Annotated in this window: 27 protein-coding genes; 13 read left to right on the top strand and 14 right to left on the bottom strand. The window is 61.3% G+C overall.

Annotated features, from left to right (window positions below; translation table 11 throughout):
* Positions 1-7: 7 nt before the first annotated feature.
* Positions 8-529 (bottom strand): hypothetical protein, encoded by a 522-nt coding sequence (locus tag ASD83_RS00025; protein WP_056306816.1) that lies wholly within the window; start codon positions 527-529, stop codon positions 8-10.
* Between the two features lie 344 nt (positions 530-873).
* Positions 874-1,311 (bottom strand): helix-turn-helix domain-containing protein, encoded by a 438-nt coding sequence (locus ASD83_RS00030; RefSeq protein ID WP_056306817.1) that lies wholly within the window; start codon positions 1,309-1,311, stop codon positions 874-876.
* A 331-nt stretch (positions 1,312-1,642) separates the two neighbouring features.
* Here ASD83_RS00030 and ASD83_RS00035 point away from each other — a divergent pair, with 331 nt between their 5' ends.
* The gene (locus tag ASD83_RS00035) at positions 1,643-1,882 is read left to right on the top strand and encodes an endonuclease domain-containing protein (protein WP_056306818.1); all 240 of its coding nucleotides are present in this window, start codon (positions 1,643-1,645) and stop codon (positions 1,880-1,882) included.
* Between the two features lie 155 nt (positions 1,883-2,037).
* Here the strand turns inward: ASD83_RS00035 and ASD83_RS00040 are convergent, their stop codons facing one another.
* From ASD83_RS00040 to ASD83_RS00070, 7 genes are all read right to left on the bottom strand, one after another.
* The gene (locus ASD83_RS00040) at positions 2,038-3,027 is read right to left on the bottom strand and encodes a hypothetical protein (protein WP_056306819.1); all 990 of its coding nucleotides are present in this window, start codon (positions 3,025-3,027) and stop codon (positions 2,038-2,040) included.
* The gene (locus ASD83_RS20815) at positions 3,017-3,748 is read right to left on the bottom strand and encodes a hypothetical protein (RefSeq protein WP_156385657.1); all 732 of its coding nucleotides are present in this window, start codon (positions 3,746-3,748) and stop codon (positions 3,017-3,019) included. Before ASD83_RS20815 ends, ASD83_RS00040 begins: the two co-directional genes overlap by 11 nt.
* Before the next feature lie 385 nt (positions 3,749-4,133).
* On the bottom strand, positions 4,134-6,740 hold the full coding sequence (gene uvrB, locus ASD83_RS00050) for an excinuclease ABC subunit UvrB (RefSeq protein ID WP_056306821.1): 2,607 nt from the start codon (positions 6,738-6,740) through the stop codon (positions 4,134-4,136).
* A 126-nt stretch (positions 6,741-6,866) separates the two neighbouring features.
* Entirely contained in the window at positions 6,867-8,270 is a 1,404-nt protein-coding gene (locus tag ASD83_RS00055; protein WP_056306822.1) for an HD-GYP domain-containing protein, read from the bottom strand.
* 81 nt (positions 8,271-8,351) lie between these two features.
* Positions 8,352-9,224 (bottom strand): alpha/beta hydrolase, encoded by an 873-nt coding sequence (locus ASD83_RS00060; protein WP_156385658.1) that lies wholly within the window; start codon positions 9,222-9,224, stop codon positions 8,352-8,354.
* Positions 9,221-9,868 carry a hypothetical protein gene (locus ASD83_RS00065; RefSeq protein ID WP_056306823.1) on the bottom strand — a complete coding sequence of 216 codons (648 nt, stop codon included), beginning with the start codon at positions 9,866-9,868 and terminating at the stop codon, positions 9,221-9,223. The genes ASD83_RS00060 and ASD83_RS00065 overlap by 4 nt, the downstream gene beginning before the upstream one ends.
* Positions 9,861-10,199, bottom strand: coding sequence for a PadR family transcriptional regulator (locus tag ASD83_RS00070; protein WP_056306824.1), 339 nt, complete (start codon positions 10,197-10,199; stop codon positions 9,861-9,863). The genes ASD83_RS00065 and ASD83_RS00070 overlap by 8 nt, the downstream gene beginning before the upstream one ends.
* A 141-nt stretch (positions 10,200-10,340) precedes the next feature.
* Here ASD83_RS00070 and ASD83_RS00075 point away from each other — a divergent pair, with 141 nt between their 5' ends.
* The 4 genes from ASD83_RS00075 to ASD83_RS00090 all read left to right on the top strand — a co-directional run bounded on the left by ASD83_RS00075 (position 10,341) and on the right by ASD83_RS00090 (position 14,598).
* Positions 10,341-10,640, top strand: coding sequence for a PRC-barrel domain-containing protein (locus ASD83_RS00075; RefSeq protein ID WP_056306825.1), 300 nt, complete (start codon positions 10,341-10,343; stop codon positions 10,638-10,640).
* Positions 10,641-10,883: 243 nt separating this feature from the next.
* Positions 10,884-11,852, top strand: a complete 969-nt coding sequence (locus ASD83_RS00080; RefSeq protein WP_056306826.1) for an AraC family transcriptional regulator — start codon at positions 10,884-10,886, stop codon at positions 11,850-11,852.
* 125 nt (positions 11,853-11,977) lie between these two features.
* Complete coding sequence (locus ASD83_RS00085; RefSeq protein ID WP_156385659.1) at positions 11,978-14,125, top strand: autotransporter domain-containing protein; 2,148 nt, start codon at positions 11,978-11,980, stop codon at positions 14,123-14,125.
* Positions 14,125-14,598, top strand: a complete 474-nt coding sequence (locus tag ASD83_RS00090; RefSeq protein ID WP_056306828.1) for a hypothetical protein — start codon at positions 14,125-14,127, stop codon at positions 14,596-14,598. Before ASD83_RS00085 ends, ASD83_RS00090 begins: the two co-directional genes overlap by 1 nt.
* 53 nt (positions 14,599-14,651) lie before the next feature.
* Here ASD83_RS00090 and ASD83_RS00095 read toward each other — a convergent pair whose 3' ends face one another.
* Positions 14,652-15,053: a hypothetical protein gene (locus ASD83_RS00095; RefSeq protein WP_056306829.1), complete on the bottom strand. Its 402-nt coding sequence runs from the start codon at positions 15,051-15,053 to the stop codon at positions 14,652-14,654.
* Between the two features lie 273 nt (positions 15,054-15,326).
* Here ASD83_RS00095 and ASD83_RS00100 point away from each other — a divergent pair, with 273 nt between their 5' ends.
* From ASD83_RS00100 to ASD83_RS00110, 3 genes are all read left to right on the top strand, one after another.
* Complete coding sequence (locus tag ASD83_RS00100) at positions 15,327-15,926, top strand: Spy/CpxP family protein refolding chaperone (RefSeq protein WP_056306830.1); 600 nt, start codon at positions 15,327-15,329, stop codon at positions 15,924-15,926.
* 126 nt (positions 15,927-16,052) lie between these two features.
* Positions 16,053-17,273 (top strand): aminotransferase class V-fold PLP-dependent enzyme, encoded by a 1,221-nt coding sequence (locus tag ASD83_RS00105; protein WP_156385660.1) that lies wholly within the window; start codon positions 16,053-16,055, stop codon positions 17,271-17,273.
* Positions 17,274-17,465: 192 nt separating this feature from the next.
* Positions 17,466-18,371 carry a DMT family transporter gene (locus tag ASD83_RS00110; RefSeq protein ID WP_082560872.1) on the top strand — a complete coding sequence of 302 codons (906 nt, stop codon included), beginning with the start codon at positions 17,466-17,468 and terminating at the stop codon, positions 18,369-18,371.
* On the opposite strand, the gene ASD83_RS00115 is transcribed toward ASD83_RS00110, so the two are convergent.
* Positions 18,372-18,755 carry a DUF2147 domain-containing protein gene (locus tag ASD83_RS00115; protein ID WP_056306832.1) on the bottom strand — a complete coding sequence of 128 codons (384 nt, stop codon included), beginning with the start codon at positions 18,753-18,755 and terminating at the stop codon, positions 18,372-18,374.
* Positions 18,756-19,058: 303 nt separating this feature from the next.
* Here ASD83_RS00115 and ASD83_RS00120 point away from each other — a divergent pair, with 303 nt between their 5' ends.
* The 4 genes from ASD83_RS00120 (at position 19,059) to ASD83_RS00135 (ending at position 21,629) form a co-directional block, all read left to right on the top strand.
* On the top strand, positions 19,059-19,655 hold the full coding sequence (locus ASD83_RS00120; protein ID WP_056306833.1) for a thymidine kinase: 597 nt from the start codon (positions 19,059-19,061) through the stop codon (positions 19,653-19,655).
* On the top strand, positions 19,652-20,044 hold the full coding sequence (locus ASD83_RS00125; protein ID WP_056306834.1) for an acyl-CoA thioesterase: 393 nt from the start codon (positions 19,652-19,654) through the stop codon (positions 20,042-20,044). Before ASD83_RS00120 ends, ASD83_RS00125 begins: the two co-directional genes overlap by 4 nt.
* A 230-nt stretch (positions 20,045-20,274) precedes the next feature.
* Complete coding sequence (locus tag ASD83_RS00130; protein WP_056306835.1) at positions 20,275-20,946, top strand: SH3 domain-containing protein; 672 nt, start codon at positions 20,275-20,277, stop codon at positions 20,944-20,946.
* 110 nt (positions 20,947-21,056) lie between these two features.
* Complete coding sequence (locus tag ASD83_RS00135) at positions 21,057-21,629, top strand: peptidase inhibitor family I36 protein (RefSeq protein WP_056306836.1); 573 nt, start codon at positions 21,057-21,059, stop codon at positions 21,627-21,629.
* 302 nt (positions 21,630-21,931) lie between these two features.
* Here ASD83_RS00135 and ASD83_RS00140 read toward each other — a convergent pair whose 3' ends face one another.
* From ASD83_RS00140 to ASD83_RS00150, 3 genes are all read right to left on the bottom strand, one after another.
* On the bottom strand, positions 21,932-22,360 hold the full coding sequence (locus ASD83_RS00140; RefSeq protein WP_056306837.1) for a CBS domain-containing protein: 429 nt from the start codon (positions 22,358-22,360) through the stop codon (positions 21,932-21,934).
* Between the two features lie 184 nt (positions 22,361-22,544).
* Positions 22,545-22,802: a hypothetical protein gene (locus ASD83_RS00145; protein WP_162249102.1), complete on the bottom strand. Its 258-nt coding sequence runs from the start codon at positions 22,800-22,802 to the stop codon at positions 22,545-22,547.
* A gap of 154 nt (positions 22,803-22,956) precedes the next feature.
* Entirely contained in the window at positions 22,957-23,160 is a 204-nt protein-coding gene (locus ASD83_RS00150; protein WP_156385661.1) for a hypothetical protein, read from the bottom strand.
* A 154-nt stretch (positions 23,161-23,314) separates the two neighbouring features.
* Between ASD83_RS00150 and ASD83_RS00155 the strand changes: the two genes are divergently transcribed.
* Complete coding sequence (locus ASD83_RS00155; protein ID WP_056309731.1) at positions 23,315-24,376, top strand: LacI family DNA-binding transcriptional regulator; 1,062 nt, start codon at positions 23,315-23,317, stop codon at positions 24,374-24,376.
* Positions 24,377-24,397 lie beyond the last annotated feature (21 nt).

A 24,397-nucleotide genomic window follows, 5' to 3' on the forward strand; every position in this document is an offset into this window, starting at 1 on the left:
CCACCGGTCATTCCGCCCGGCCCTGCGTAGGGGCCGCGTGACTGGCGGAATGGGGAGATAATCGCATGAGATCTTGGGGGCGGGGATAAGATGGATAAGTGGGGGGCGCATCTCGGCCCCATCGCGGCAGCGGAGTCCTGGCTTCAGACGTGTTTTGACGGGAACCCGTCGGCGTCGAGGGCGGGGGAGAGGATGTGTTTGGGGGATTGAGCAGACCTTCCTTGGTGTAATGGGCGTACCGCTCCTCGAAGGTGAGGCCCGCGGCGGTGAGACGGGTGACCAGGATCGAGAGATCGGCCATGGTCATCGGCTCGTCCTCAAAAACCTGCCGGAAACCCGGAATATCAGCCTCGCGGCGATAAAGCCGATTGGCGGCCCGGATCATGTTGTGGCAGGCGCGGACCGTGTGGACGCCCAGCGGGCCGCCGGCCTTGTTGAAGCGCACGACATAGGTCATCGCCACCACGTCGCTGTGCAGGCGATTGTAAGCCACGATACGGCGCTGGCTGAGAAAGGGTTTTGCTGACATTGCGGCCTCCGGTTTGGGGAGGCAAGAATAGGGCTGACGGCGAGGCAGGGGATTAGTCGCCACGCTGGCCGGATTTGGCATGGTGGCAAAACGGGTTAGGGTTTTTTGCGCGCGGGGGACAGAATGCGTAAGGTGGACATTTATACCGACCACGGGCCGATCAGCATTCTGCTGGTGGCGATCAAGGGCGCCATGGTGGGGATTTTCTGAGGGATGGCGGGCACGTGCTGGTGCCGGCGAGCCACCTGGCGGTGAAGCCGAAGGAACTGGTGCGACTGGTGCAGGACTTTGCGCCACGGGCCGAGGTGGACAAGCGGTTTCGGCTTTGGTTGGGGTGAGGAGCGCTAGGTCCAAGGAAGAGGCGGCGCCTTCTGCCTATCTTCATCAGCCTTGCGGCGGGCCAGATAGTGTGGGTCGGTCTGAGCTACTACGCCTAGCTTTTCGACGAGCCCCAGTGGGTCAAAAACCGAGTATCCCCGCATATCGCGGCATTTTCTGATGAACCCCAGTGTCTCCAGGTCCTTAACTGAACGCTGAACGGTCCTGACGTTGAGGCCCATGCGGCGCGCAATCACCGTCGGGCGGGCAAAGGGCAAGTGGTCAGCGTACCACCAATGCATCAGTATGTTCAGCAATACCACAAGATCGGTGGTTGATATCGAAAGCTCCCGTTGCTTTCGAAGAAGAAGATCGGGCACCGGCTGAAAGCCTGCTAACGCGGCATCACCCCATTTTGCGTAGACATTGGTCTTGGTCGCTCTGGGCAGTTCGTCGTCGGTCATGGCATGGATCCCTTCTTGAGGACTACAGCGTAAGACCGCATCGGATGCGCTTCCACATTTGCTCGTGCTCGTCGGAAACGGCAACAAGGATGCTGATATCTGATTACCGAGACGACACGGCAGTCGCTTTTCCTACCGTTGGGCGTAGGGACGAGTGACCATTGTTGACGCAAGCACCCCCACCTAGCCTCCCCCTGACAGGGGGAGGGATCTGCCGGTAGCTCCCAAATGGCCCGGCAAGAACCGCTGCGTTCCTCCCCCTACCAGGGGGAGGTTAGGTGGGGGTTCACTTCCCTATCCGCAATGCTAACCTCCCCTTTGGGAGGGCGGCATGGAAGACCGGATTTCCTTTGCGCGAAAACTGCGGCAAGACCAAACGCCGGCGGAGCGGCGGTTCTGGGTTTTGGTGCATCCGTGGCGCGAGGCCGGCTGGCATTTTCGGCGGCAGGCGCCGATCGGGCCATTCGTGGTGGATTTCGTCTGCGAGCGGACCAAGCTGGTCATCGAGATCGATGGCGATAACCACTATTCCGACGAGGGAGTTTCGCGGGACGCCAACCGCACGGCCTAGCTGCGCCGGCTGGGCTATTCCGTGCTGCGCTTCACAAATGACGATGTGCTGGGCAGCGACGACGGCGTGCTTGCGGCGCTGCGTGGGATTCTGGGCGAGAAGAAGAATATTGATCAGAATTGCGATGGCGTTTTTATGGGGTACACTCGCTCATCTTACGATACGCGCTCCGTTATAGATTTGTAATAGTTGTAGAAACCCGGTGCGTATTCTATCATGATGCAGGTCAATATTGTGAAATTTAGGAACTCAGTTCCTGCGCTGTATGATGGGATTCGGAGGAGATCGCGGTAGACGGGAGACTGAATAACTGAGGCAAGGAAGTGTTTTCGATACTGTATAAACCCTGCATGGTCTTCTACGGTAAATCGGATGGCTCCACGGGAAACATCGAGCGCATCTCTAGGGTATCTGCCATCCTGCACGCCGTAACGCGAGACTATATCTGCAATAACCTCAGGCGATCTGTCTAGCGCACGTTGCAACCGTCGAGATGCATCCTTGGGACCCAGCATACTCTTGATGAATTGCGCCCTAGTGATGTGCAAAAATGTAGTGCAGTAGTCTGTAATTCCAGCCATCATTTTTCTCGGTCCGGTAAATCCAAATCGAATTTGACCGGAGCGCGTCAATTGATCTGGATATATGGAGGCGGAACCAATTCGTAATTTATCTTTTATCTCAGCGGGGAGTGGCGCTCCATCGATCCACTTGTTGCTAAACTCGTGTGAAATGTCATTTAGATTTTGACGGCATCTTTCAGCTGCGTCCTCTACCAAGAGAAAATCCTTCGTGAACATCGCCAACTCTAAGAGAGCGAAGGGTTTCATTTCACTGCGATGAACCTTGATAAATTCCTTTATGTCTCTTGCTACGACTTCCATCGAATTTACCAATATCTGTGTCCTCGAATACGCAACTGCGTATTGGGCGGGCATGCCTTGGTGGGCATCGCTATATGGATAGTTTCCAGCGGCTAGAATTCTACTATCTTCAAGTGCTGGAGCTTCTTCAAAGCCAATTATGTCTCCGTTGCTGCCTACAATTTGCGCGTAATCCCTCCCGTCGCCATTTTCTCTCTTAAACACCGGAACTACAGGTGAAGGGAATTGATCGACAAGTTTGTAGAATTTGCTAATCTTCATCGAAAACGCCCTCGGACAAGTATATGTCACGCGCGATGTGGTAAACCACGGCAGATATTTCTCTCGATCCCATGTTTCGCATGACATCGTAAGTCTTAATGTATTTTGCGCCCATGCTTGCAATTGCTTCGGCAATTCCCTTTGTGTCGAGATATTGCTGTGGGAGGATGACGGCAAGGGTGTTTCCCGATAAGCTCACGGCATTGCGGGTTTGCAATTCTACAGATGATGACCGCTCGTCGGCGGGAAGGTCTCGGTCAACGCCGGGATCGGCAATGGCTCTTGCCATCTCATGCAACCCTCGCGCCTCAAACCCGTCGAAGGGAAGTTCAACATTCTTCCTACTTGTGCCTCCGAAGTACTCTCGCTTTGTAGAGTAAAAGTGACTTATATATTTGTCTGAACTTATTTGTTCTGAAAATAGCTCAAAATCCTCTAATATCGTCTCGTCGTGGAAGTATGTTTTGTAAAGGCCTCTCTCAAATGCCCCTGAGTCGAAAGGATATACTCTGGCCGGCGTACCTATGTCTGTATTTGAATTTAATATTATAGCAACAGGAAGATCAAAAGTAAGATTGTCATTGCTTTGTTTTCTTGTTTTATATGCGGGTCTACCGAGAAATAAGTACAATAGGTTCTCGCCGAATACAGCGCATGGCGTTGGTTTCAGTTCTCCTGACAACAAAACTTCAGCAAATCTGTACGAATCTGTAGTGTGCACGAGTGGAAGCCCTAGAAGGCTAGGGGCTGTGTCCTTGATCAAATCTTGGACGCGCTTGTGCGGAGTTCTCTTTGGCGTTCGCATATTATTCGGTCCGGCGCGTTAAATAGGCGTCCTACTTCATATGCGGAGATTATCAGCACGCACAAGATATTAGTTACTCGGCTGCACTAGTCTATTGTTGCCAAATTTCACGTCGGGTGCGTAGCTATCGACGTCGTAGAGATTAAGCTCTGGCAAGTTGTCGCGGGATAACTGCGTGACCATCGCTGTGAGCCTTGGAGGCGCACTGAAACTGCTACAATCATGCTTATGCGGGTCGTCTCAATGGAACTGCCAACAGAGCTTTTGGGGCTTGTTTCACGCTGCGAAAAGCAAGCCGCCTTTAATCCACCCCACCCGACAACGTATCCAACTCCATCTCCCGCAGCCGCTTGACCTCGTCGCGCAGCCTTGCGGCTTTTTCGAACTCCAGGTTCGTCGCTGCCTCGCGCATTTCGCGTTCGAGGTCTTTGATGACCGTCGCCAGATTATCGCCGGTGACGACTTTTTCTTTGCCGTCCTTGCCTTTGCCGATTGAGATCGTGACGTGGTCTTTTTCGTAGACGCTGTCGACGATGTCGTTGATGCGGGCTTTGACGCTTTGGGGGGTGATGCCGTTGGCGAGGTTGTAGGCGACTTGTTTTTCGCGGCGGCGGGTGGTTTCGGCGAGGGCGCGTTCCATGGAGCCGGTGGTGCGGTCGGCGTAGAGGACGACGCGGCCGTCGACGTTGCGGGCGGCGCGGCCGATGGTCTGGATCAGGGAGGTTTCGGAGCGGAGGAAGCCTTCCTTGTCGGCGTCGAGAATGGCGACGAGGCCGCATTCGGGGATGTCGAGGCCTTCGCGGAGGAGGTTGATGCCGATCAGCACGTCGAAGACGCCGAGGCGGAGATCCCTGATGATTTCGATGCGCTCGATGGTGTCGACGTCCGAGTGCATGTAGCGGACTTTGATGCCCTGCTCGTGCATGTATTCGGTGAGGTCTTCGGCCATCTTCTTGGTGAGGACGGTGCAGAGGGTGCGATAGCCCTTCTTGATGGTCTGGCGGATCTCGTCGATGACGTCGTCAACCTGATGGGTGGCCGGGCGGATTTCGACCGGGGGATCGATGAGGCCGGTGGGGCGGATGACCTGTTCGGCAAAGACGCCGCCGGCCTGTTCCATTTCCCATGAGCCCGGTGTCGCCGAAACATAGACCGATTGCGGGCGCATGGCGTTCCACTCCTCGAAGCGGAGGGGGCGGTTGTCCATGCAGGAGGGTAGGCGGAAGCCGTATTCGGCCAGGGTCGCCTTGCGGCGAAGGTCGCCGCGATACATGGCGCCGAGCTGGCCGATGGTTACGTGGCTTTCGTCGACGAAAACAAGCGCATTGTCGGGCAGGTATTCGAAGAGCGTCGGAGGGGGCTCGCCGGGGCGGCGGCCGGAGAAGTAGCGGGAATAGTTTTCGATGCCGGCGCAGGAGCCGGTGGCTTCCATCATTTCGAGATCGAAGAGGGTGCGTTGCTCCAGGCGCTGGGCTTCGAGGAAGCGGCCGGCGCCGTTGAGTTCCTGCAGGCGCCCGGCGAGTTCGTCACGGATCATCTTTATCGCGCCGGTGGTGGTGGCGCGGGGGGTGACGTGGTGCGAGTTCGCATAGATGCGGATGAATTTCCGTTCGCCGATGGTTTTTCCGGTCAGCGGGTCGAACTCGACGATTTTTTCGATCTGATTGCCGAAGAGCGACACGCGCCAGGCGGCGTCTTCATAGTGGGACGGGAAGATTTCGACGGTATCGCCGCGCACGCGGAAGGTGCCGCGGGTGAAGCTTTGCTCGTTGCGCTTGTATTGCAGGGCGACGAGCTTTTGCAGCATTTCGCGCTGGTCGATGCTCTCGCCCTGGTGCACGTCGATGATCATGGCGGAATAGCCTTCCACCGAGCCGATGCCGTAAATGCACGACACCGAGGCGACGATGATGACGTCGTCGCGCTCCATCAGCGCCCGCGTCGCCGAGTGGCGCATGCGGTCGATCTGCTCGTTGATGGTGGATTCCTTCTCGATATAGGTGTCCGTGCGCGGAACATAGGCTTCCGGCTGGTAGTAGTCGTAATAGGACACGAAATATTCGACGGCGTTTTCCGGGAAGAAGTGCTTGAACTCGCCATAGAGCTGGGCGGCGAGGGTTTTGTTGGGGGCGAGGATCAGCGCCGGGCGCTGGGTGCGCTGGATGGTCTGGGCGACGGTGAACGTCTTGCCTGAGCCGGTGACGCCGAGGAGAACCTGATCGGTTTCTCCATTGGAAATGCCTTCGACGATGTCGGCAATGGCCGTGGGCTGATCGCCGGCGGGCGTGTAGTCGGTGACGAGCTTGAAGGGTTTTCCTCCCTCAAGTTTCTCTGGACGGTCCGGGCGATGGGGGACCCATGGCGAAGAACCTTCCACTTCCTTGCGGCCGTGGAGGATGATCTGTTCGAGCGCCTTTACCGTGGCGGTGATGCCGACGGTGGTGGCGTTTTCGAGGGATTCACCCTTGCGGGCTTTGTTCTTCTTTACCGAAGCGTCGAGGGCTTCGCGGAGTTTGGCCTGCGCTTCGGGATCGGCGGCGGCAGCGCGGGAGATGTCGCGGGCCGTTACAGCTTTGCTCGGCATGTGGTTGAAGCCGGCTTGCGGGGCTTCGCCAAAGCCGTCGAAGTCGACGCGATCGACGGAGTTGATCTTGGTTTTTGCGGTTTTCGCCGACATGCCGGTGGCGGTGTCGTGGCTCGATTTGGTGGTGCGGCGCTTTTCGAGCGGAGTCTTCGGAGCAGCAGCTTCCTTCTCGGCCGCATCGGCGCGGTCGAGGGCGCGCTTGTTTTTCATCCGCTCGGCGTAGAGCGGCTTCGACGCCTGAATGTCCTCGGCCTTTTCGATCTCGGCGAAGAATTCGTCGATGGAAAACTCGGCTTTGCCGGGGCGGGTGGTCTTGGGGGCCATGGCGCGGGCTCTTCTTCAGCAGAACAGGTGGGGCAGGAGAACCCTAAGATGGGTGTCCTGTCACGCAATGTCAGCAGGGAAACGGAGCACGGCTCTTAACATATTGTGAACGGAGAGGGAACAGCCTCAGGCGGCGTTGGCCTTGTCGTCGGCCTTCGCGTCGGCGTCGTCTGCGGGGGCAGGTTCCTCCACGATGCCGTTGATGCGCGCAAAGCCGCGTTTCAGGGCGGCAAAAACTTCGGGGTCGATGGCAGTGCCGACGCCGCGCTCCATGGTTTCGAAGGCCATGTGGACCGACATGGCCTTGCGATAGGGGCGGTCGGCGGTGAGGGCGTCGAAAATATCGGCTGATGTGACGATGCGGGTGTCGCGGTCGATCTCGGCTGCCCCTATGCCGAAGGGATAGCCGCGGCGGTCGAGCCGCTCGTGGTGGTCGCCGGCGATGCGGGCCATGGAACGGAAGGCGCCGATCTTGGAGAGAATGATGCGGCCGAGCTGCGCGTGGCTGCGGACCTGCTCCCATTCGTCTTCGTCGAGCTGGCCATTTTTGTCGAGCACGGTATTGGAAACGCCGAGCTTACCGATGTCGTGGAGAAGGGCAGCGCGCTTGAGCCAGCGGCGGCGTTCGGGATCATAACCGAGCTCTTCGGCGATGAGATCGGCAAAGAGGGAAACGCGTTCGCTGTGGCCTGCGGTGAAGGGGCTTTTGGCATCGACCACCCGGGCGAAGCCGGCGGCGATGTCGTCGAGATAGTCTTCATCGACGGAACGCACGAGGGTTTGCGGTTCGAGATCGGCGACGCGATCCGGCAGGTCGTTGGCGAGGAGGGGAAGCCAGAAGAAGGCGTCATTTTCCAGGGTCGAAACTATGGCAACCAGTTCCGGATCGAACCATCGGCCTGAGCGGCTTTTCACTTCGGCAACCGCAGCGGGGGCGCCGCCGCGCATGAAGAAGACGTCGACCACCTGCGCGATCAGGGCTATGCGGGCGAAGAGGGAAATGTCGCGGCCGCGGCGCTGCAGCGGCTGGCCGGAACCGTCCCAATGTTCGTCGAGATCGAGAATGCCGTGGGCGACGGCTTCGGAAAAATGCATGTTGCGGACGATATCGGCGCCGCGCTGACAGCGTGTCTCGATCAGTTCGCGGGCGATTTCGCCGCTGCTGCGCGCCACGTTGATCATGGTCTGCAGGCGTTCCACGAAACCGGATTTGCGCGCGGTGTTGGCGAGCAGAAATCGCAGGACCTCGGGAAGCTTGTTGTCGATCAGCTTGTAGGCACCTTTGAAATTCAGGTCATCGGTCAGGTAGAGCTTGCAGATGCGCGCGGCGTTGGAGCTGCAGCCGATGTCCTTGAGCAGGAGCGTGTAATAAAGGTCGGAGAGCGAGGCTTCGGAGAGGCCGAGGCGCTTGCCGATATGCATGCCGATCCAGCAGCAACGAAGGCTATGGCCGATCGGCTGGCCCTCGGTGAGGTCAAGCGCGTAGCTCAGGGCGCCCACGACTTCCGAGAGATGAACGACGTCCTTCATACCTGTGCGCCCCTTAATCCGGCGCCGATCCTAAGGGAAATAGCTTAAGGAAAAGCCGACGTGACAATCGGTTTGATGGGGTCAGCAGGCGGGGATCGGGTTCTCGGCCCAACTGGCGGCCATGATGGCGACACTTGCCAGGTGGGGCGTGCCTTTGGGGTCGAGCATGCCGTGGTCGAGGGCGGGGAATTCCCAATAGGTCAGGTTGCAGCGGCCCTCGGACGCGAAGGCGTCCACGGTGGTGCGGGCGGCGGCGAGGGGCGCGGAGGTATCGAGACCGCCCTGGATGAGCAGGAAGGGCGTATCGGTCTGGCGCATATAGTCGATGGAGCGGTGATCCAGACTATCGGCCCAGAAGCGATAGGTATGCCCGCCGAGGAGTTCGCTGCTGTTGGGATTGGCGCGTGCGGCCTCGAAACCGGCGGTGACGCTGGCTTTGCCTTCGGGCGGGACGGTGCTGAGGACCATGTCGCCAAAGCTGGTGCCGGTGGCGGAGGACAAGAGAATGGCGGCGTCTGGTTCTAGCTTTGCGGCGAGGATGGCCATGGCGAGGCCGCCTTCCGAGCCGCCGAACAGGATGAAGCGGCCGGGCTGCGGGCCGAGCGCGGCAAGGACAGCTTTGTAGTCTTCGATGCGCTGGGAGACGGTGTAGCGGTCGTAGAAATCGGTGGGGCAGTTGCGCTCGTCGATTTGCATACCGGGCGAGATGCCGGCTTTTTCGACGATCAGGGCGTCATAGGCGGGAAAGGCGGCGCGGACGGTGGCTAGGCCGATGCTTTGCGTGCCGGGACGGCAGCCGGAGCCCTGACTGAGGACAAGGAGGCCAGCGGCGGGTTTTGCGGCGCGGTCGATGGTGTAGTGGATCAGGCTGCCATCGGGGCGGGCGAGGTTTTGGACTTCCGGGGCGGCGTTTGCTGGGCCGGTAAGGAGAATGAGGGCGATGAGGCTCTTCATGGCGTTTCCCTTGTGCCGAAATGGAAAAGGAGCGGCAGCAGGGACAGGGCGGCGAGAGTGACCAGCGGCAGGGGCGCGGGGTGCATCAGGGCAAGGGTGATTTCGCCGTGAATGTCCGCGAGCGGCATGGTGACGCCGATATTCATGGCGGCGGCGAGGGTGGAGACAGCGAGCGCTGCGATAACAGGCCAGCGCATGGAGGCGCGGCGACGGTGGGCGGCAAAGATTGCGGCCCAGCTCAGGATGACGGAGCCGGCGAGCCAGAGGACAGCGACGCCTGAGCCCAGATCGACAAGGGCGGGGCGAAGGGGCGTGGAGGCTGCGGCGATGAGGGCGATGGCGGAGAGGAGCGCCAGAATGAGTTGCGAGGCGAGCGGCAGGCCGAGATAGACGAGGGCAGGCCAACGGGATGCCAGGCTGCGGAAGCGGCTGTCGGCGAGCATGGGTAACAGAAGCGTATCGTGGGAGCCGAGGCGGTGGAGGGCTTCGTTCTCGGCCTCTGGCCGGGGATGACCATGGGCTTCAAGGTGCTCGATCAGGTCGGCGTGGTGATCGGAGAGTTCGCGCACATAGCGATGCACGCGGCGCGGCGAAATGCCGGCGCGGAGGAGGTCTTCGCGGAGATCGGCGAAAGCGTCATGCATGGCGGGGCGCCTCCAGAACCGTGGCGATGGCGCCGGTGAGCGCGCGCCAATGGGCCGAAAGAGCGTCGAAGCGCTCGCGGCCGGTGGGGGTGACGGCATAATAGACGCGGCTGCGGCCATTGATCGTCTGGCGACGGGTGGAGAGGGCGCCGTCGCGCTCCAGCGTATGGAGCAGCGGGTAAATGACACCCTCGGCGAAGGTGAGTTGATCGGCTGACGCCTCGCGGATGGCTTGCACCAATTCGTAACCATACATTTCCCGATCGCGCAGCAGGCGCAGGACCAGAAGCTCGGGGACGCCATTGAGGAAGGTGGAAGGAGTGGGGGGCATTTTTATACCTATCGTTGGTAGGTGTATGCCTTGTGGTGATAGGTATGTCAAGGATGGTGGATCACTCGGGATTGTGATGGCGCGGGGGCGGAACGGAGGGCGCTGCCAGTGGTTTCTCCATCAGACGAAAGGAGATTGACCATGGATCACAGCCATCACGTACGCCTTTCCAGCACCGAACTTATTCCGGGCATGCTCGAAGGCGCGACCATTTACGATGTCGATGATGAAAAGGTCGGCACTGTCGATCACATCGACGGCGTCGGGATGGACAGCACGGCCGTTGTCGATGTTGGGGGATTTCTCGGCATTGGCGCCAAACCGGTTGCGCTGCCGCTCCACGAGCTGGACTTCATGCGCGACGAAGGCGGCGAAATTCACGCCATGACGTCGTGGACGAAGGACGAGCTCAAACAATTGCCGGAGCATAGGCGGCATTAGCATGCGGGATGCCCGGCCGTTGGCGGCGGGCATTTCGATGCGATGACGCAAGCGGGGCCCGTCTTGAGCGATCGAGACGGGCCCCGGTTTTGCCGGTGACTTGCCGGAGTGCTTCCGTGCTTTGGCAATAGAGGGCGTCGCATACTGTTCTTGCATGTATTGAGGTCCGGCGCGCATAATATCTGTGATTTGACAGGCGCGAAATTTCTTCTAGCGTGCCGGGCTTGCTTCCGGGGGACGCGGATGACGGACTGGTTATTTTCGAGCGGACGGCATAGCCATGTCGCGGATTTCAAGGGACGGGAGCGCCTGAGCTTTCGCTATGGGGCGGCCAAGGCCTATCTGGAGGAGACGCTGGTCTTGCCGGGGCTGTGGCTCTATCGCAGCGAGGCGACGCCGGATTGTCGCTTCAATATTGAAGTGGAAAGCGGCGAGCCGGGCAAGGGTAGGCTCATTCTCGGCGCCATCCTCAACAGTCGCGGCGTTGCCAGCCTCGAGGGCTGTGCGGACGAGGCGTGGCGCGAGGACGGGCGGGCCTATGTGATGACGCCGGTCGAGCGGCGGGCGCGCTACGAAGTGGATGCGCATCGGGGATGGAAGGCCGTGGCGCTGCGGCTCGAGCCAGAAGCGCTCGATCTGGTGGGCGGGGATTCCAGCATGCCTCAGCTGCTGGCGGAGACGCTTGGCCGGGGCAAGGAAGACGTTCTGGGCATGGCGACATTGCCGGCCAAGCTGCGCATGGTGGCGCAGGAGCTGCTGCGGCCGGCCTTTCGCGGGCCGATGGACCGCATTTTCCGCCAGGCCAAGGCGCTGGAGTTTCTGGCTTATCAGTTCAGCGTTTTGGAACGCTCGCACCGGGACGACGAAACCTTGCCGCCGCGCGATCTCGCCAAGGTGCGCATGGCGCATGACCGGTTGCTGTTCGATCTGCGGCAGCCGCCCGATCTCGAAGCGCTGGCCAAGGATGTGGGGCTTTCGCCCAAGAGGCTCAATCGGGGGTTTCGCCAGCTCTATGGCACGACAGTCTTTGCGTTTTTGCGCGATGCGCGGCTCGATGCGGCGCGCGATGCGCTCAATGAGGGGACGCCGTTGTCGCTCAAGCAATTGGCCTGGGAACTGGGCTATGCGCAGGTGAGCAACTTCGTCACCGCGTTCCGGCGGCGTTTCGGTGTGACGCCGGGGGCATGGAAGCGCGGCGACGAAGAGGTCTGAGCCGTTATGTTTTGCGGCAATGTTTTTGTTCGCGAGGCGCTCGCGTTGAGCGCGTGAGACGAGTCCCCTAATTGGCAAAGCCGGTCCGCAAGGGCCGGTTTTTGCTTTTGTGCTGGAGGGACTGGATGGCGCGGATGGTTTTTGGGGCGCGGACGCGGCGGCGCTTTGGTGGACGAACGCTGGGTCTTGGCCTGTTGCTAGGGACGACGGCATTGGTGCTGGCGCCGCGCGTCGAGGCGGCTGGCGAAGTCGCATTGCCGACCCATCCGGACTTTGGCCCCGTCTGGCGCATTCCGGCGCTGAGTGCAGATGGCACGATCTGGGCCGGCGATGTGGATACCGACGGCAAGATCATAGTCTATCGCCCGGAAGGCTATATCGACATGGGCGGGTTGGGGGGCGGTGCTTCCCACGTTTATGGAATGAACGGCGCGGGTACGGTCGTGGTCGGCGCTTCGCGCGGCGAAAATAACGACTACCGCGCGTTTCGCTGGACCGAAGCAGGGGGCATACAGAGCCTTGGGCTTTTGTTTCCCGGCGTTTCGGGCGCCCGCAGCTATGCGCATGACGTGTCCGGGGATGGCACTCGGGTGGTGGGTCTCCACACCCAACTGGGTATGAGCCGCGGCTTCGTATGGGTCGAGGGCGCGACGGGCGGAGAGGCCGGCAATCCGCAAATGTACCGGTTGGAGGGGCTCGATGATGCGGGGCGCTGGTCGGCCGCGGCGATTTCCGACGATGGCAGGTATGCGGCCGGCTATAGCGACGGCAACGCGACCCTGGGGCTCGCGACGCGCTGGGACCTGACGCAGATCGGTGTCGATGGCACGAATAGCGTGCTCAACCTGGGTGCCCTGACCGGCATGGACGGAGGCAACTCCAGCGCGTCCGACATATCGGCTGATGGCAGGGTTGTCGTGGGTATGTCCGGCGGGTCGACTGGGTTCAACAAGGCCTTCCGCTGGGTCGAAGGGTCGACGGGTGGCGCGGTCGATAATGTGCAGATGCATGAATTGGGTGCCCTGGGCGACGATCCGTTCAACCAGAGCGGCGCCAATGCGGTGTCGCGTGATGGGCAATATGTCGTGGGCTGGAGCGAGGCCAATCTGCCGCACCGGCTGGCCTTTCGGTGGTCTGAAGAAACCGGGATGGAATCGGTACAGGGCTGGCTCGAACGTCACGGCGTGGCGGTAGGCGGTCTGGCATTGGCTGACGCCACGGCCATTTCGGACAACGGCCTGGTCATTGCGGGCATCATGGTGGACGATGAGGATGTGGAGCGCGCTTACATCGCCCGGGTGGCGCAGGAGCCAGGGCCCGGACCCAATCCGGGCACCGGGATCATGGATGTCGCCGAGTACAATGCTACGCTTTATGGCGCGGCGGGGATTGCCAATGCGGGTGAATTCCTGACCTGGCTGCCGATGAACGGGGCGCATCACCGGCCGTTGATGCTGACGCCGAACTTGTCGGGCGATATGTGCGCCTGGGCGACGGGGGATTTTGCCCATTATGGGCAGAGCGGGGCTAATCTGGCGCTGGCCGAGGCGGGGGCTTGCGTCGATCTGGCGGGTGGCGCTGTGCGGCTTGGCGGCTCGGTTGGTACGACCGCCTCGTGGCAGGCCCTGTCGCTGGGCGGGGCGGCGAATATGGTCGGGCAATATGTGCTCGGCGAAATGGACTGGCAGCCGGACGGAACGCCGCTGCTGCTGTCGGTCACCGGTATGTTGGGCGGGTGGCAGGCCAAGGTCGATCGGGCCTATTCCAATGGTGCGGCGACGGCGGTGTCGAACGGGCAGACCAATGCCATGGGCGGCGTGGTGCGCGTGCGGGCGGATTGGCTGGAAGCGGCTGCGATCGGCAATACCAGCTTTAACCCATGGGCTTCGGTGGCTTTCGGCGCGCTGTATGTCGATGGATATAGCGAAAGCGGCGGACCGTTTCCGGCGCGGTTTGCGGCACAGAACATCGGCCATACCGATATTCGCGTCGGCCTGACGGCGATCACCGAATTTTCGAAAGAGACCAAGTTGAGCACGACGCTGGAATTGGCGCATCGCACTGGCACGGCGGCTTCGGCCGTGGGGCAGGTGGATGGGCTGTTCAGCTTCTCGCTCGGGGGCGGGACCTATGGGCAGACCTGGGGCCGGCTGGGGCTGGAGCTCGATCACCGGATCAATGACGCGGTGGCGCTATCGACATCGCTGCATCTGGCAACGAACGGGCGCGATCCGACCGTGGCGGTTTCGGCCGGTATCAAGGGAGCTTTCTGATGCGGTTTTTGCTCGTAGCGGCCAGTCTACTGCTCGCGACGCCGGTTGTGGCGCTGACGACGGAAGAGGCTGAGGCCGTGGTTGGTGTCGTCGAGAAATTGGCGGCCGAGACGGGCGAGGGCATGGTCGCCGACGCTGCGGAGATTTTCTTCGATTACGACTCGCTCGGCACCAATCTGATCCCGGCGGCGGGGTTCGATCGGACGAGTTGGGTGGTCGCCTATGATGCGGTGGCCAGCGGCTATATGGCGACGATCCCGCAGGATCAGTTCGATGCGATCTTTGCGGAGCCACTGGCGATGCTGGACGGTTCGGCGCTGCCGGATGATCAGAAAGCGATGATGCGTGAGCATGTGGAAGGTCTGATTGCCGAAGCACAGGCGGTGCGGGAACAGGGGGCGGTGCATGCCGAGGCGGTGCGGCCGCTGGAAGGCCGGCTTCATGCGCTGTTTTTCGGAGAATTCGGAGAGTAGCTGATTTTCTGGATATGGGCCGCCACGCAGAAAACTGCGGGCGGCCCTTTTTGTTATTCGGCGGCGTGCATGCGGGCCGTGGCCGAATGGGCGGGCATGAAGAAGACATAGGCGGCGATCAGCACGCCGGCGGCGGTGAGCAGCGAGCCAATGGCGACCAGCGGCTCCATGCCGGTATTGCCCTTGAGCAGCAGATAGAGCGAGACGCTCATGAGCGCGACGCCGGCCGTGTAGACCCAGAAGTGAACACGCGGCAGCAGACCTTCGGCTTTGGCAGGATTGAGCGCGTAATAGCCGCCGAAAATGGCGGACGTGACCCAGCCGAGCAGATTGATATGGGCGTGGGCGCCGATGACGTCGTGGTTCTGGCTGATCGACATGGCAAGGCCGAGGCCGATGCCGACGAGCAGAAAGACTATTCCGGCACGAAAGAACAGATGCGAGATTTTGGGCATGGTTTTTCTCCCCCGAAAGGCCAGCGGAACAAGGCTCCTCAACCTCCGCGGGCTGCAGGCAATTGTAGCGCTTTCGTTACCCGTTTGCCAGCGGCGTGCTGTGGTCAAGCGGGGTTGCCGGCGACCTTGGCCGCGGCTCAGCGGGCGCTTGGTGCGCGGCTAACCTTACCGACCTTGCCCAGAGTTCATCCGGTCGCAATCTCGTGAAGAGTTTCCCGCCGCTAGGGTGGTGTCGTTCCGGTTCTGCCGGTTTCCCATGCAAGGAAAAACACTATGACCTCCACCTCGATCAAAGCCCTCGTGGCCGTTGTCGCGACCGCAATCGGCTTGAGCGCCGTAGCGCCCGCCATGGCCCAACCGGCGCCGCAGGCACCAGATGCCGCCGTTACCCATGAGAATGGCGGGCCGGGTAATCAGGCCTTCCGTCCTCAGGGCGGGCCGCGTCAGCCGGGCGGCGGCGCCGGTTTCTTCGATTTCTCGCGTGGTGGCGAGGGGATCGAGATTGCGCTGGTGCGCCTCAGCCATCGTCTGGACCTGACGACGGAACAGCAGGCGCTATTCGATACGCTCAAGACCTCGGCCCTGGCTGCGGCGGAGGATTTCGCAACGGCGACGGAGGGTTTGCGCCCGGCAAAGCCGGCTGAAGGCGAAGCGCCGGCTGCGCCTGATGTTGCGGCGCGTCTCGAAACCCGGATTGCGGTCGAGAAGGCGCATGTCGCCGCGCTTGAGGCGGTGCAGCCGTCTGTCGCGGCGTTCTTTGGGAGCCTGACGGATGAGCAGAAGGCGGAGCTGATGCCGGTTCGGGGTGAGCATGGCCCGCGTGGTCAGCATGGCGGGCAGGGGCCGCGCGGCTTTGGCGGTAACCACCGCTAATTCATGGGCTCTCAACGGCCCTGAACTGAAATCGCCCCACCGGGGCGATTTTGCCGTTAGCCGGCTTGAAGGGTTGCTTTTGTTGGCCGCTCCACTACCAATCGGTCAACTTGTGACGGACCGATGATGACCAATCTGCCTTTGGACCCGGCGCGTATTCGCGCACTTTTTCCCGCCTTTGCCGAACCCAGCCTTGAGGGGCAGGCGTTTTTCGAAAATGCCGGCGGGTCCTATACCGCCAAGGCGGTGCTCGATCGGCTGGAGCATTATTATCGTGCGACCAAGGTGCAGCCCTATGGGGTCTATCCGGCTTCGATCGAAGCCGGCGAGGCGATGAACCTTGCCTATGAGCGGATTGCGGCGGCGCTCAATGTTTCGCCGGACTGGATCCATTTCGGGCCTTCGTCCTCGGCCAATAGCTATGTGCTGGGCAATGCCTTTGGCGGCTGGCTGAAGCCGGGCGATGCGATTGTGGTGACCAATCAGGACCATGAGGCGAATTCCGGTTCGTGGCGGCGGCTGGCGCAGCGGGGCATCGAGGTTCGCGAATGGAGCGTCGATGGGCAGAGCGGGCGGCTGGCGCTGGCGGCGTTGGATGCGGTGCTCGACGACAAGGTTAAGCTGGTGGCCGCGCCGCATTGTTCCAATGTGGTGGGCGAGATCAACCCGGTGGCCGAGATCGCCAAGCGCGCGCATGCCGTGGGTGCGGTGCTGGCGGTGGACGGCGTCAGTTATGCGCCGCATGGGCTGCCGGACCTGGCCGAGCTTGGGGCGGATATCTATCTGTTTTCGGCCTACAAGACCTATGGTCCGCATCAGGGGGTGATGGCGGTGCGGCCGGAACTGGCGATGCAATTGCCGAACCAGGGGCACTTTTTCAACGATGCCAAGCCGCGCTACCGGCTGACGCCGGCGGGGCCGGACCATGCGCAGATCGCGGCTTCGGCCGGGATTGCGGATTATCTGGAGCAGGTGGCCGAGATTGCCGGGGGCGAGGGCAATCCGTTCCGGCGGGCGCATAAGGCGATGCGGGCGCAGGAGATCGCGCTGGCGCGGCCACTGCTCGACTATCTCAATGGGCGCAACGATGTGAACCTGGTGGGGCCGGGCGATGCGGACCTGCGGGCGCCGACGATTGCGCTGCGGCACCGCGAGCCGGGGGTGGAGGTCGCGAAGCGGCTGGCGAAGCACGGGATTATGGCGTCGGGCGGGAATTTTTATGCCTGGCGGCTGATGGAGGCGCTGGGGATCGATCCGCAGCATGGCGTGTTGCGGCTGTCCTTCGTGCATTACACGAGCCCGGAGGAAATCCAGAGTCTCATCAAGGCTTTGGACGCGGAATTGTAGAGAGAGATTCCGTTCTGCGCTGATCCGTTCACACCCTCGCGTGTCACCCCGGCGAAGGCCGGGGCCCATCTCGAGATCTCAGGATGGGCCCCGGGTCAGGCCCGGGGTGACAGCCGGTGGTTGAGATGGCGATTGCCTAGCTCGAAAAAACGCCGCTGGGCGCTACGCAAACGAGATAACGAGAAACAAAAAATGTCGCGTCCTGTTGCTGCTTTGCTTTTGCTGCTTTGCACCATGTTTTGGGGTTTTGCCTTTGTGGCGCAGAAGTCGGCTATGGGGTCGATCGGGCCGCTGAGTTTTGCGGGGGTGCGCTACATTATCGGCGGGCTGCTGGTGCTGCCCTTGGCGCTGCGCGAATGGAATCGGCGGAAGGTGGAGTTGTCGCGCGCGCAGTGGTTGCTGGTGGGCGTCTTGTGCTTCGTGTTTTTCATGGGGTCTTGGTTGCAGCAGGCGGGGCTGGCGACGACGACGGCGACCAATGGCGGGTTTCTGACCGGGCTCTATGTTTTCTTCGTGCCGTTGATTGGCTATTTCGCCTTTCGCGTGCGGCCGCATCCGATTGTCTATGTCGGCGTGCCGCTGGCGCTGGTGGGGATTTACTTCCTCAACGGCGGGGGTATTTCGAGTTTTAATGGTGGCGACTGGCTGATCGTCGGGAGCGCGGTTTTCTGGGCCATGCATGTGCTGACGCTGGGGCATCTGGCCAAGGAGACGGGGCTGCCGATTTTCGTTTCGGCAGTCAGTTTCCTTGTGGCGGGGGTGGTTGCTTTGGCCATCGCGCTGCCGGTCGAGGCGCCGACGATTGCGCAAATCTCGGATGTTTGGGTGCAGTTGGCCTATGCGGCGGTGCTATCGACGGCGGTGGGGTTCACGCTGCAGGCCGTGGGGCAGCAATATGTGCCGCCGGCCAATGCAGCGATCATCCTGTCGGCGGAGAGCCTCTTTGCAGCGCTGGGCGGGGCGGTGGTGCTGGGGGACCGGTTGCCGGTGGTGGGCTACGCTGGGGCGGCGCTGCTGTTCGTGGCTATCGTCATGGTTGAGGCGGTGCCGGCGCTGTTGCAGCGCCGGAGGCTGCCTGAAGTCAGAGCGACGAACTGATTATTCGGTGTAGCGGTACATTTCGTAGGTTTTGCAGATAACGAGCACGGCGCAGCCGTGCAGCGTCATGTGGTTCTCGCTGCGCTGGGTTAGCGTGCCCGACAGGTTGTAGCCAAATAGCTTTATGTCGCCCTTCCAGCGGTTTGGACCGGACTGGTTCATGTGATCGGCCATGGGCCGGTTGAGATAGGGCTTGTACTGCTCGTTGTAATCCACATCGCTGAGCCAGGTGAGCAGCCCGCAGAGCTGGGTGCCGTCGCCGCACATTTCGAGCTGGAAGCGCGTATCCTTGCCTTCCAGTTCCCAGGTGCCCACCGGCGAGGCGAGGGCAGGGGTGGCGACCAGGGCAGCGAAGGCAATGACGAGGTTGCGGGCAAAATGCATTGGCTGAAACTCTCTACTCGGTCATTGAAGGATGGCTCTGCGAGCCTGAATGCTGGCTGAACGGCCTTCATCCCTCCGTCATGTAAGGCGCCTAGGCTCAAAATGCTCCGGGGCAGCCCATGCATGCCGGATGCGCCGTTCGCACCGCCCCCCAGGCTCGCGAACGTATTCCCCGAGGCCGTTCGGTCTCTACTTGTAGGCCTTGGCCGCCTCCGGGCGGCCCTTTTTTGTGGACCGTCCATAAAAATCCTCGCCGTGAGACGCCGGCTGCGCGAGAAAGGGCCGCAGCTTTCGGGGCGGACCATGGCCAAACTCTATTTTTCCTATGCCGCGATGAATGCCGGCAAGTCCACCTTGCTGCTGCAGGCTGCCTATAACTATCGCGAGCGTGGCATGCGGCCGCTGCTTTATACCTCGGCGCTTTACGTCGAGGACGGGATCGGGCTGATCGCGTCCCGGATCGGCATCAGCGAGCCGGCCGAACTCTATGCGGCGGGCGACGATCTCTATCAGTCCATCCGCGACCAGCATGAAGAATCCAAGGTCGATTGCGTTTTTGTCGACGAGGCGCAGTTTCTGGAGCGCGATCAGGTGTGGCAATTGGCACGCGTGGCCGATCGGTTGCGCATTCCGGTGATGTGCTTTGGGCTGCGCACCGACTTTCAGGGCAAGCTCTTTCCCGGGTCGATGGAACTGCTGGCCATTGCCGATGTGATGCGCGAAATTCGCACGATCTGTACCTGTGGCGCCAAGGCGACCATGGTGGTGCGGCAGAGCATGGATGGACGCGTGCTGACCGATGGCGATCAGGTGAGTATCGAAAAATCCGTTTATCTCTCGCTGTGCCGCAAGCACTGGGAAGAGGCGGTCGGCCGGTGGCCGGTGAAAGGACCAGAATGAGCGAGACAGTGATGAGCGAACCGCTGGGGCAATTGACCATCCGCACCCTGGCCATGCCGGCTGACACCAATGCGGCGGGCGATATTTTTGGCGGCTGGGTGATGAGCCAGATGGATATTGCCGGGGCGATTGCGGCTGTCGAGCGGGTGAAGGGCAGGGTGGTGACGGTAGCCGTCGAGGCCATGACCTTCATCGCGCCGGTGAAAGTGGGCGATGTGCTCTGCATCTATACGACGATCGAGCGGATCGGCCGGACCTCGATCACCATCGGCCTGGAAGCCTGGGTGCGGCGGCAGCAACTCGATGACCGCAAGAAGGTCACCGAGGGTCGCTTCGTTTATGTTTCTCTTGACGATAACGGCCAAAAGCGGGTGATCCCGCAAGGCTGACCCGGTACATTCAGACTGCGTTCAGGCTGGACCAGCGACAAGGCGTATGAAGCGCTTTGGTGCTGGGGCTGAGCCATGAGTTTGACGTCATTGCCGGTCGCTGTCTCCTAAGCTTTTGAATCCGTTCGGGGCCGGAACTCTTTGAAGACCGTACCCGTTTCTGCATCGTAATCACATTCCGCGCCGGGCAATTTGCGTCAGCCCCGGACGTGGTGGAAGAGGGAAGAGTCATGAACCGCCATACCCGCAAAACCCTGCTCAATGTCGCGACCGCCGTTGCAGTGGCAACGACCGCGGTCGTCGTGTTCCTGCCCGCAGCGCAGGCCGCGCCGGGCACCGTGACCAGCAATGTCAATGTGCGCTCGGGCCCGGGCACCAATTACGGTGTGGTCGATACGGTTCGCCGCGGCCAGCAAGTGGATGTGCAGCAGTGCCAGGGCTCCTGGTGCTATGTGTCCAAGCCCGGTCCCGATGGCTGGGTTTCGGCCACGTATCTCGCCGCTGGCGGTGGCCAGCCGGTCAATCCGACCCAGCCCGGCATTTCCTTCGGCTTCAACCTTGGCCCGAATGGCCCGAACGTGAATATCGGTATCGGTAATCCGCAGCAGCCGCCGCGTCCGCCGCGCCCGCCGGTGATCCAGCCGCTGCCGCAGCCGGTTTATGACGAGGTCTGCTTCTTTGACCGCAGCAATTTCCGCGGGCAGAGCTTCTGCCTTGCCGCTGGCGACAATGTGCGCGACCTGCGCGAATGGACCGACCGGATTTCCTCGATCGACAATCAGGGCGGGTATTCGGTGCAGGTGTGTTCGGAGCCGAACTATCGTGGCTGCCGCACCTATACGACCAGCGCCAGCTCGCTCAATGATTTCGACGATTATATCGCGTCGGTTCGCATTCGCTAAATAGTCAAAGCGGCGCCGGACAAATGTCAGGCGCCGTTTTTTCTTGCCCTTGGCCGCAGCTGGGCGTCGAGATACAGTCCCGCTGGTTTTCATCTGGGGATTCTCTTTCCATGAAGCGCTTGAAGAGCTTGGCTCTCGCTATCGGTTTCGGGCTTTCCCTGTTTTCTCCCGTCATGGCTGCGTCCGATGTCGGATCGCACGGCTGGGCGCAGGTCGATCTGACGCTGCGCAAGGGGCCGGGGGCCGCCTACGCGGTGACGGGGGCTATCGCCGAAGACAGCGCCATTCGCATTCTGCGCTGCCAGGTGACCTGGTGCCTGGTTGATGGTGATGGCGGCCGGGGTTGGACGGGGCTCGAAGCCCTGAGCTTTGGTGCTGGACCAGAGGGCCCGCTGTTTCTTGTTCGTCCGGACTATCCGGCGGGCGGGCCGGGGCAGGTGTGCTTTTATGAGGGCCGGAATTTCACCGGCGCTTCGTTCTGCGCCGGGCCGGGGCAGGTGTTCACCGACCTCAAGCTCTATGGCTGGGATAACCGGTTCTCTTCGGTGGAAGTGACCGGGAATGTCTCGGCTGCGGCGTGCCGCGATCGCGGGTTTCAGTCCTATTGCGAACGCATCATCGAGAGTCAGCCGGTGTTGAACCAGTATCTGGCGCGCAACCTGTCGTCGGTTCGGGTATATTAGGGGCGGGTGTTGCTAGTGATCTAGAGCGTTTCACGTTCTAGCTGATGCAACAGTAACCCTCATGATGAGGTGCGAAGCGCAGCGTAGCCTCAAACCACGAGGGCGTGCCCCGATGCTTCAGTGCCACGTCCTCGTGGTTTGAGGCTTTGCAAGAGCAAAGCGCCTCACCATGAGGACTACTGTTATGTCATGTGAAGGGTGAAGCGTTCCGGGTCCGGGGTGAACGGAAATCTCAAGATGGGCCCCGGCTTTCGCCGGGGTGACAATCGAGCGTGGGAGGGGCTGGTGCTGCGCCTGCGCGCCTAGCTCGCGATGTATTCGCGCAGGACTTCGGCTTCGTGCTCGACTTCCTCGATCTTGAGTTTGACCACGTCGCCGATGGAAATGATGCCCGTCAGGCGGTCGCCTTCGACAACGGGCATGTGGCGGATGCGGCGGTGGGTCATGCGCTCCATGACTTCGGCAATGGCGGTGGTGCGGTCGCAGGTGACGACGGCGCGGGTCATGACGGAGCCGATGGACTGAGCGAGGGCGACTGACGGGTTCTTGCCCAATTGCCGGACGATGTCGCGCTCCGACAGGATGCCGACGACGCTTTCGCCTGTGCCGACGATGACGATGGCGCCGATATTGTGGCTGTTGAGCATGGCGACGGCATCGCCCAACGTATCGCTGTCGCGCAGGGTGTAAACCGCGGTGCCTTTGAGTTGCAGGATGGTGTCGACGATCATGGTCAGGTCCTCCTTGCGTTGGACCAATCGACAATCAGCCGAGCGCGCTGGGAGTCGATCGGTTCAAGGAGTGTGAACCCGAAGCCGAGCAGCGGCAAGGCCGAAAAAAAGGCCGGCACGAGGCCGGCCTAAGGACTTTGGAGAAGAGTACGCGGCATGGAGGGCTTCATGCCGCGCGTATTGATCAGTGGGTTTTGGCCACTGACCAATCTGTGCGGCGCTGGCGGGCCGGCGCCGAAGCAGGAATGCGATTGCGCCAGACGAAACGTCCGGCTTCAAACAGCATGGTCAGGATCAGGATGGTCAGCGGGACCATGAAAATGGCCACCTGCGTATCTGGCTGCGTCGCAAGATCGGCAGCGAGGGAGGGCGTAACACCTGCGAGGAAGGCTCCGGCAAGGCCAAGGGCAGCGGCAAAGCCGGCGGCCACTGCCATCTTCACTTTCAGGCCCTTCCGCCCGCGAGACGAAAATAGATGCATGGGATAGGCGTCTCATCGTTGTGGATGAGGCAATGGACCATGCAAATGGGGTTTGACTATGACCGGCGGGCCTTGGACGCGGCGATTTGCCGGCAGGAATGTGGCCGGGCTCGCTTCAGCGCGGGGCTGAAGCGAGCGAGACGGGGCGCGGACGGCGCAGAAAATCGGCGGCGCGGGTGAGGAGATCGGCAAGGCCATGGCGGATCGGATGGCCGCCGCCGCGGGATGAATTCTCGATCTCCGTTGCGGGTTCCGGATCGGGGTCGAGCCAGGTCCGGCGGTAGATGTCTTTATAGAGATAGCTGGCGGGAATCATCATTTTCATCCTTCTGCCGTTCAAATGTTGAATCGATTCAAGTTTTGGGTGAGGCTTGCCCTTGAATCGGTTCAAATTTGCACCTTTGCCATTCCCGGGTCAAGTGAAAATTGAACCGATACAAAACCTGTGATAGCGAGGGAGGTGGAGGATGTTGATGACTCAAGACAATCCGGTTCGCCTTCGGGATGTGGCGCGGGCGGCGGGGGTTTCGCAAGGTACGGCTTCCAATGTGTTCAACCGGCCGGAGATCGTGCGCGAGGAAGTGCGCGAGCGCGTGCATGCGGCGGCGCGGGAACTGGGATATGCCGGACCGAGCCTGACGGGACGACTGCTGCGGGCGGGCAAGGTGAATGCGGTCGGCGTCGCCGCGATCGAGCCACTGAGCTATTTTTTCGAGGATCCTTGGGCGCGCCATTTGATGGCGCAGATTTCCGAGATTTGCGATGCCCGCGGGGCGGGGGTGGCGCTGGTTTCGGCGCTCAATGACGAGCGGCTGGCCTGGAATATCCAATCGGCGCTGGTCGACGGCTTTATCCTGCTCTGCGTGGAGGGCGGCGAGCGGCTGGTCGATATTACGCGCCAGCGGCAATTGCCTTATGTGGCGCTCGCCATCGGCGCGGACGATCATTCGATCCCGGCAATCGGCGTCGACAATATCAATGGCGCACGGCTTGCGGCGGAGCACATTCTGGGCCTGGGGCATCGCCGGATTGCCATTCTCTCGACCATGTTGCGCGGCGATCACGTGGGGCGCGCCGACGAGAGCCTGGTCCGGCAGGCCTGGTACTCCACCTCGCGCGACCGCGCCTTTGGCTATTGGCAGGCGCTGACGGGGGCGGGCATCGACATTGCGTCGGTGCCGATATTCGGCACGCGCGAGGACATGGCCAGTACGCATGCGGCCATGGAGCAATTGTTCGGCGGGGCAGAAACGCCGACGGCCATTCTCGCCATGTCGGACAAGATCGCCATGTATGCGGTCGATTGGCTGTTCCGGTCCGGCAGAGTGGTGCCGCGGGACGTTTCGGTGGTTGGGTTCGATGGCGTGCCTGAATCTGCCCTCGCAACGCCGAAACTGACCACGATGGCGCAGCCGATGCATGAAATCGCCAGGCTGGCGGTGGACGCGGCACTGGGGGACAAGCAGGTCGAAGGACGGCGGCTGCTGCAGACGCAGCTGACGGTGCGGGAATCTACGGCACCCCCGCCCAAGTGACCGGTTGCCGCAAGCCACGGC

It is taken from the genome of Devosia sp. Root685, from assembly GCF_001427875.1.
In the GTDB taxonomy this organism is placed as follows: Bacteria; Pseudomonadota; Alphaproteobacteria; order Rhizobiales; family Devosiaceae; genus Devosia.

Excerpts from the sequence above, each read along its gene's own strand:
- ASD83_RS00150 (WP_156385661.1), bottom strand. The coding sequence starts at position 23,160 with ATGATGATTCCCGCCAGCTATCTCTATAAAGACATCTACCGCCGGACC.
- ASD83_RS00115 (WP_056306832.1), bottom strand. The coding sequence starts at position 18,755 with ATGCATTTTGCCCGCAACCTCGTCATTGCCTTCGCTGCCCTGGTCGCC.
- ASD83_RS00135 (WP_056306836.1), top strand. The coding sequence starts at position 21,057 with ATGAAGCGCTTGAAGAGCTTGGCTCTCGCTATCGGTTTCGGGCTTTCC.
- ASD83_RS00130 (WP_056306835.1), top strand. The coding sequence starts at position 20,275 with ATGAACCGCCATACCCGCAAAACCCTGCTCAATGTCGCGACCGCCGTT.
- ASD83_RS00055 (WP_056306822.1), bottom strand. The coding sequence starts at position 8,270 with ATGAAGGACGTCGTTCATCTCTCGGAAGTCGTGGGCGCCCTGAGCTAC.
- ASD83_RS00025 (WP_056306816.1), bottom strand. The coding sequence starts at position 529 with ATGTCAGCAAAACCCTTTCTCAGCCAGCGCCGTATCGTGGCTTACAAT.
- ASD83_RS00060 (WP_156385658.1), bottom strand. The coding sequence starts at position 9,224 with ATGAAGAGCCTCATCGCCCTCATTCTCCTTACCGGCCCAGCAAACGCC.
- ASD83_RS00080 (WP_056306826.1), top strand. The coding sequence starts at position 10,884 with ATGACGGACTGGTTATTTTCGAGCGGACGGCATAGCCATGTCGCGGAT.
- ASD83_RS00140 (WP_056306837.1), bottom strand. The coding sequence starts at position 22,360 with ATGATCGTCGACACCATCCTGCAACTCAAAGGCACCGCGGTTTACACC.
- ASD83_RS00155 (WP_056309731.1), top strand. The coding sequence starts at position 23,315 with ATGACTCAAGACAATCCGGTTCGCCTTCGGGATGTGGCGCGGGCGGCG.
- ASD83_RS00095 (WP_056306829.1), bottom strand. The coding sequence starts at position 15,053 with ATGCCCAAAATCTCGCATCTGTTCTTTCGTGCCGGAATAGTCTTTCTG.
- ASD83_RS00090 (WP_056306828.1), top strand. The coding sequence starts at position 14,125 with ATGCGGTTTTTGCTCGTAGCGGCCAGTCTACTGCTCGCGACGCCGGTT.
- uvrB (WP_056306821.1), bottom strand. The coding sequence starts at position 6,740 with ATGGCCCCCAAGACCACCCGCCCCGGCAAAGCCGAGTTTTCCATCGAC.
- ASD83_RS00070 (WP_056306824.1), bottom strand. The coding sequence starts at position 10,199 with ATGCCCCCCACTCCTTCCACCTTCCTCAATGGCGTCCCCGAGCTTCTG.
- ASD83_RS00120 (WP_056306833.1), top strand. The coding sequence starts at position 19,059 with ATGGCCAAACTCTATTTTTCCTATGCCGCGATGAATGCCGGCAAGTCC.
- ASD83_RS00125 (WP_056306834.1), top strand. The coding sequence starts at position 19,652 with ATGAGCGAGACAGTGATGAGCGAACCGCTGGGGCAATTGACCATCCGC.
- ASD83_RS00100 (WP_056306830.1), top strand. The coding sequence starts at position 15,327 with ATGACCTCCACCTCGATCAAAGCCCTCGTGGCCGTTGTCGCGACCGCA.
- ASD83_RS00085 (WP_156385659.1), top strand. The coding sequence starts at position 11,978 with ATGGCGCGGATGGTTTTTGGGGCGCGGACGCGGCGGCGCTTTGGTGGA.
- ASD83_RS00035 (WP_056306818.1), top strand. The coding sequence starts at position 1,643 with ATGGAAGACCGGATTTCCTTTGCGCGAAAACTGCGGCAAGACCAAACG.
- ASD83_RS00040 (WP_056306819.1), bottom strand. The coding sequence starts at position 3,027 with ATGAAGATTAGCAAATTCTACAAACTTGTCGATCAATTCCCTTCACCT.
- ASD83_RS00065 (WP_056306823.1), bottom strand. The coding sequence starts at position 9,868 with ATGCATGACGCTTTCGCCGATCTCCGCGAAGACCTCCTCCGCGCCGGC.
- ASD83_RS00075 (WP_056306825.1), top strand. The coding sequence starts at position 10,341 with ATGGATCACAGCCATCACGTACGCCTTTCCAGCACCGAACTTATTCCG.
- ASD83_RS00110 (WP_082560872.1), top strand. The coding sequence starts at position 17,466 with ATGTCGCGTCCTGTTGCTGCTTTGCTTTTGCTGCTTTGCACCATGTTT.
- ASD83_RS00105 (WP_156385660.1), top strand. The coding sequence starts at position 16,053 with ATGACCAATCTGCCTTTGGACCCGGCGCGTATTCGCGCACTTTTTCCC.
- ASD83_RS00030 (WP_056306817.1), bottom strand. The coding sequence starts at position 1,311 with ATGACCGACGACGAACTGCCCAGAGCGACCAAGACCAATGTCTACGCA.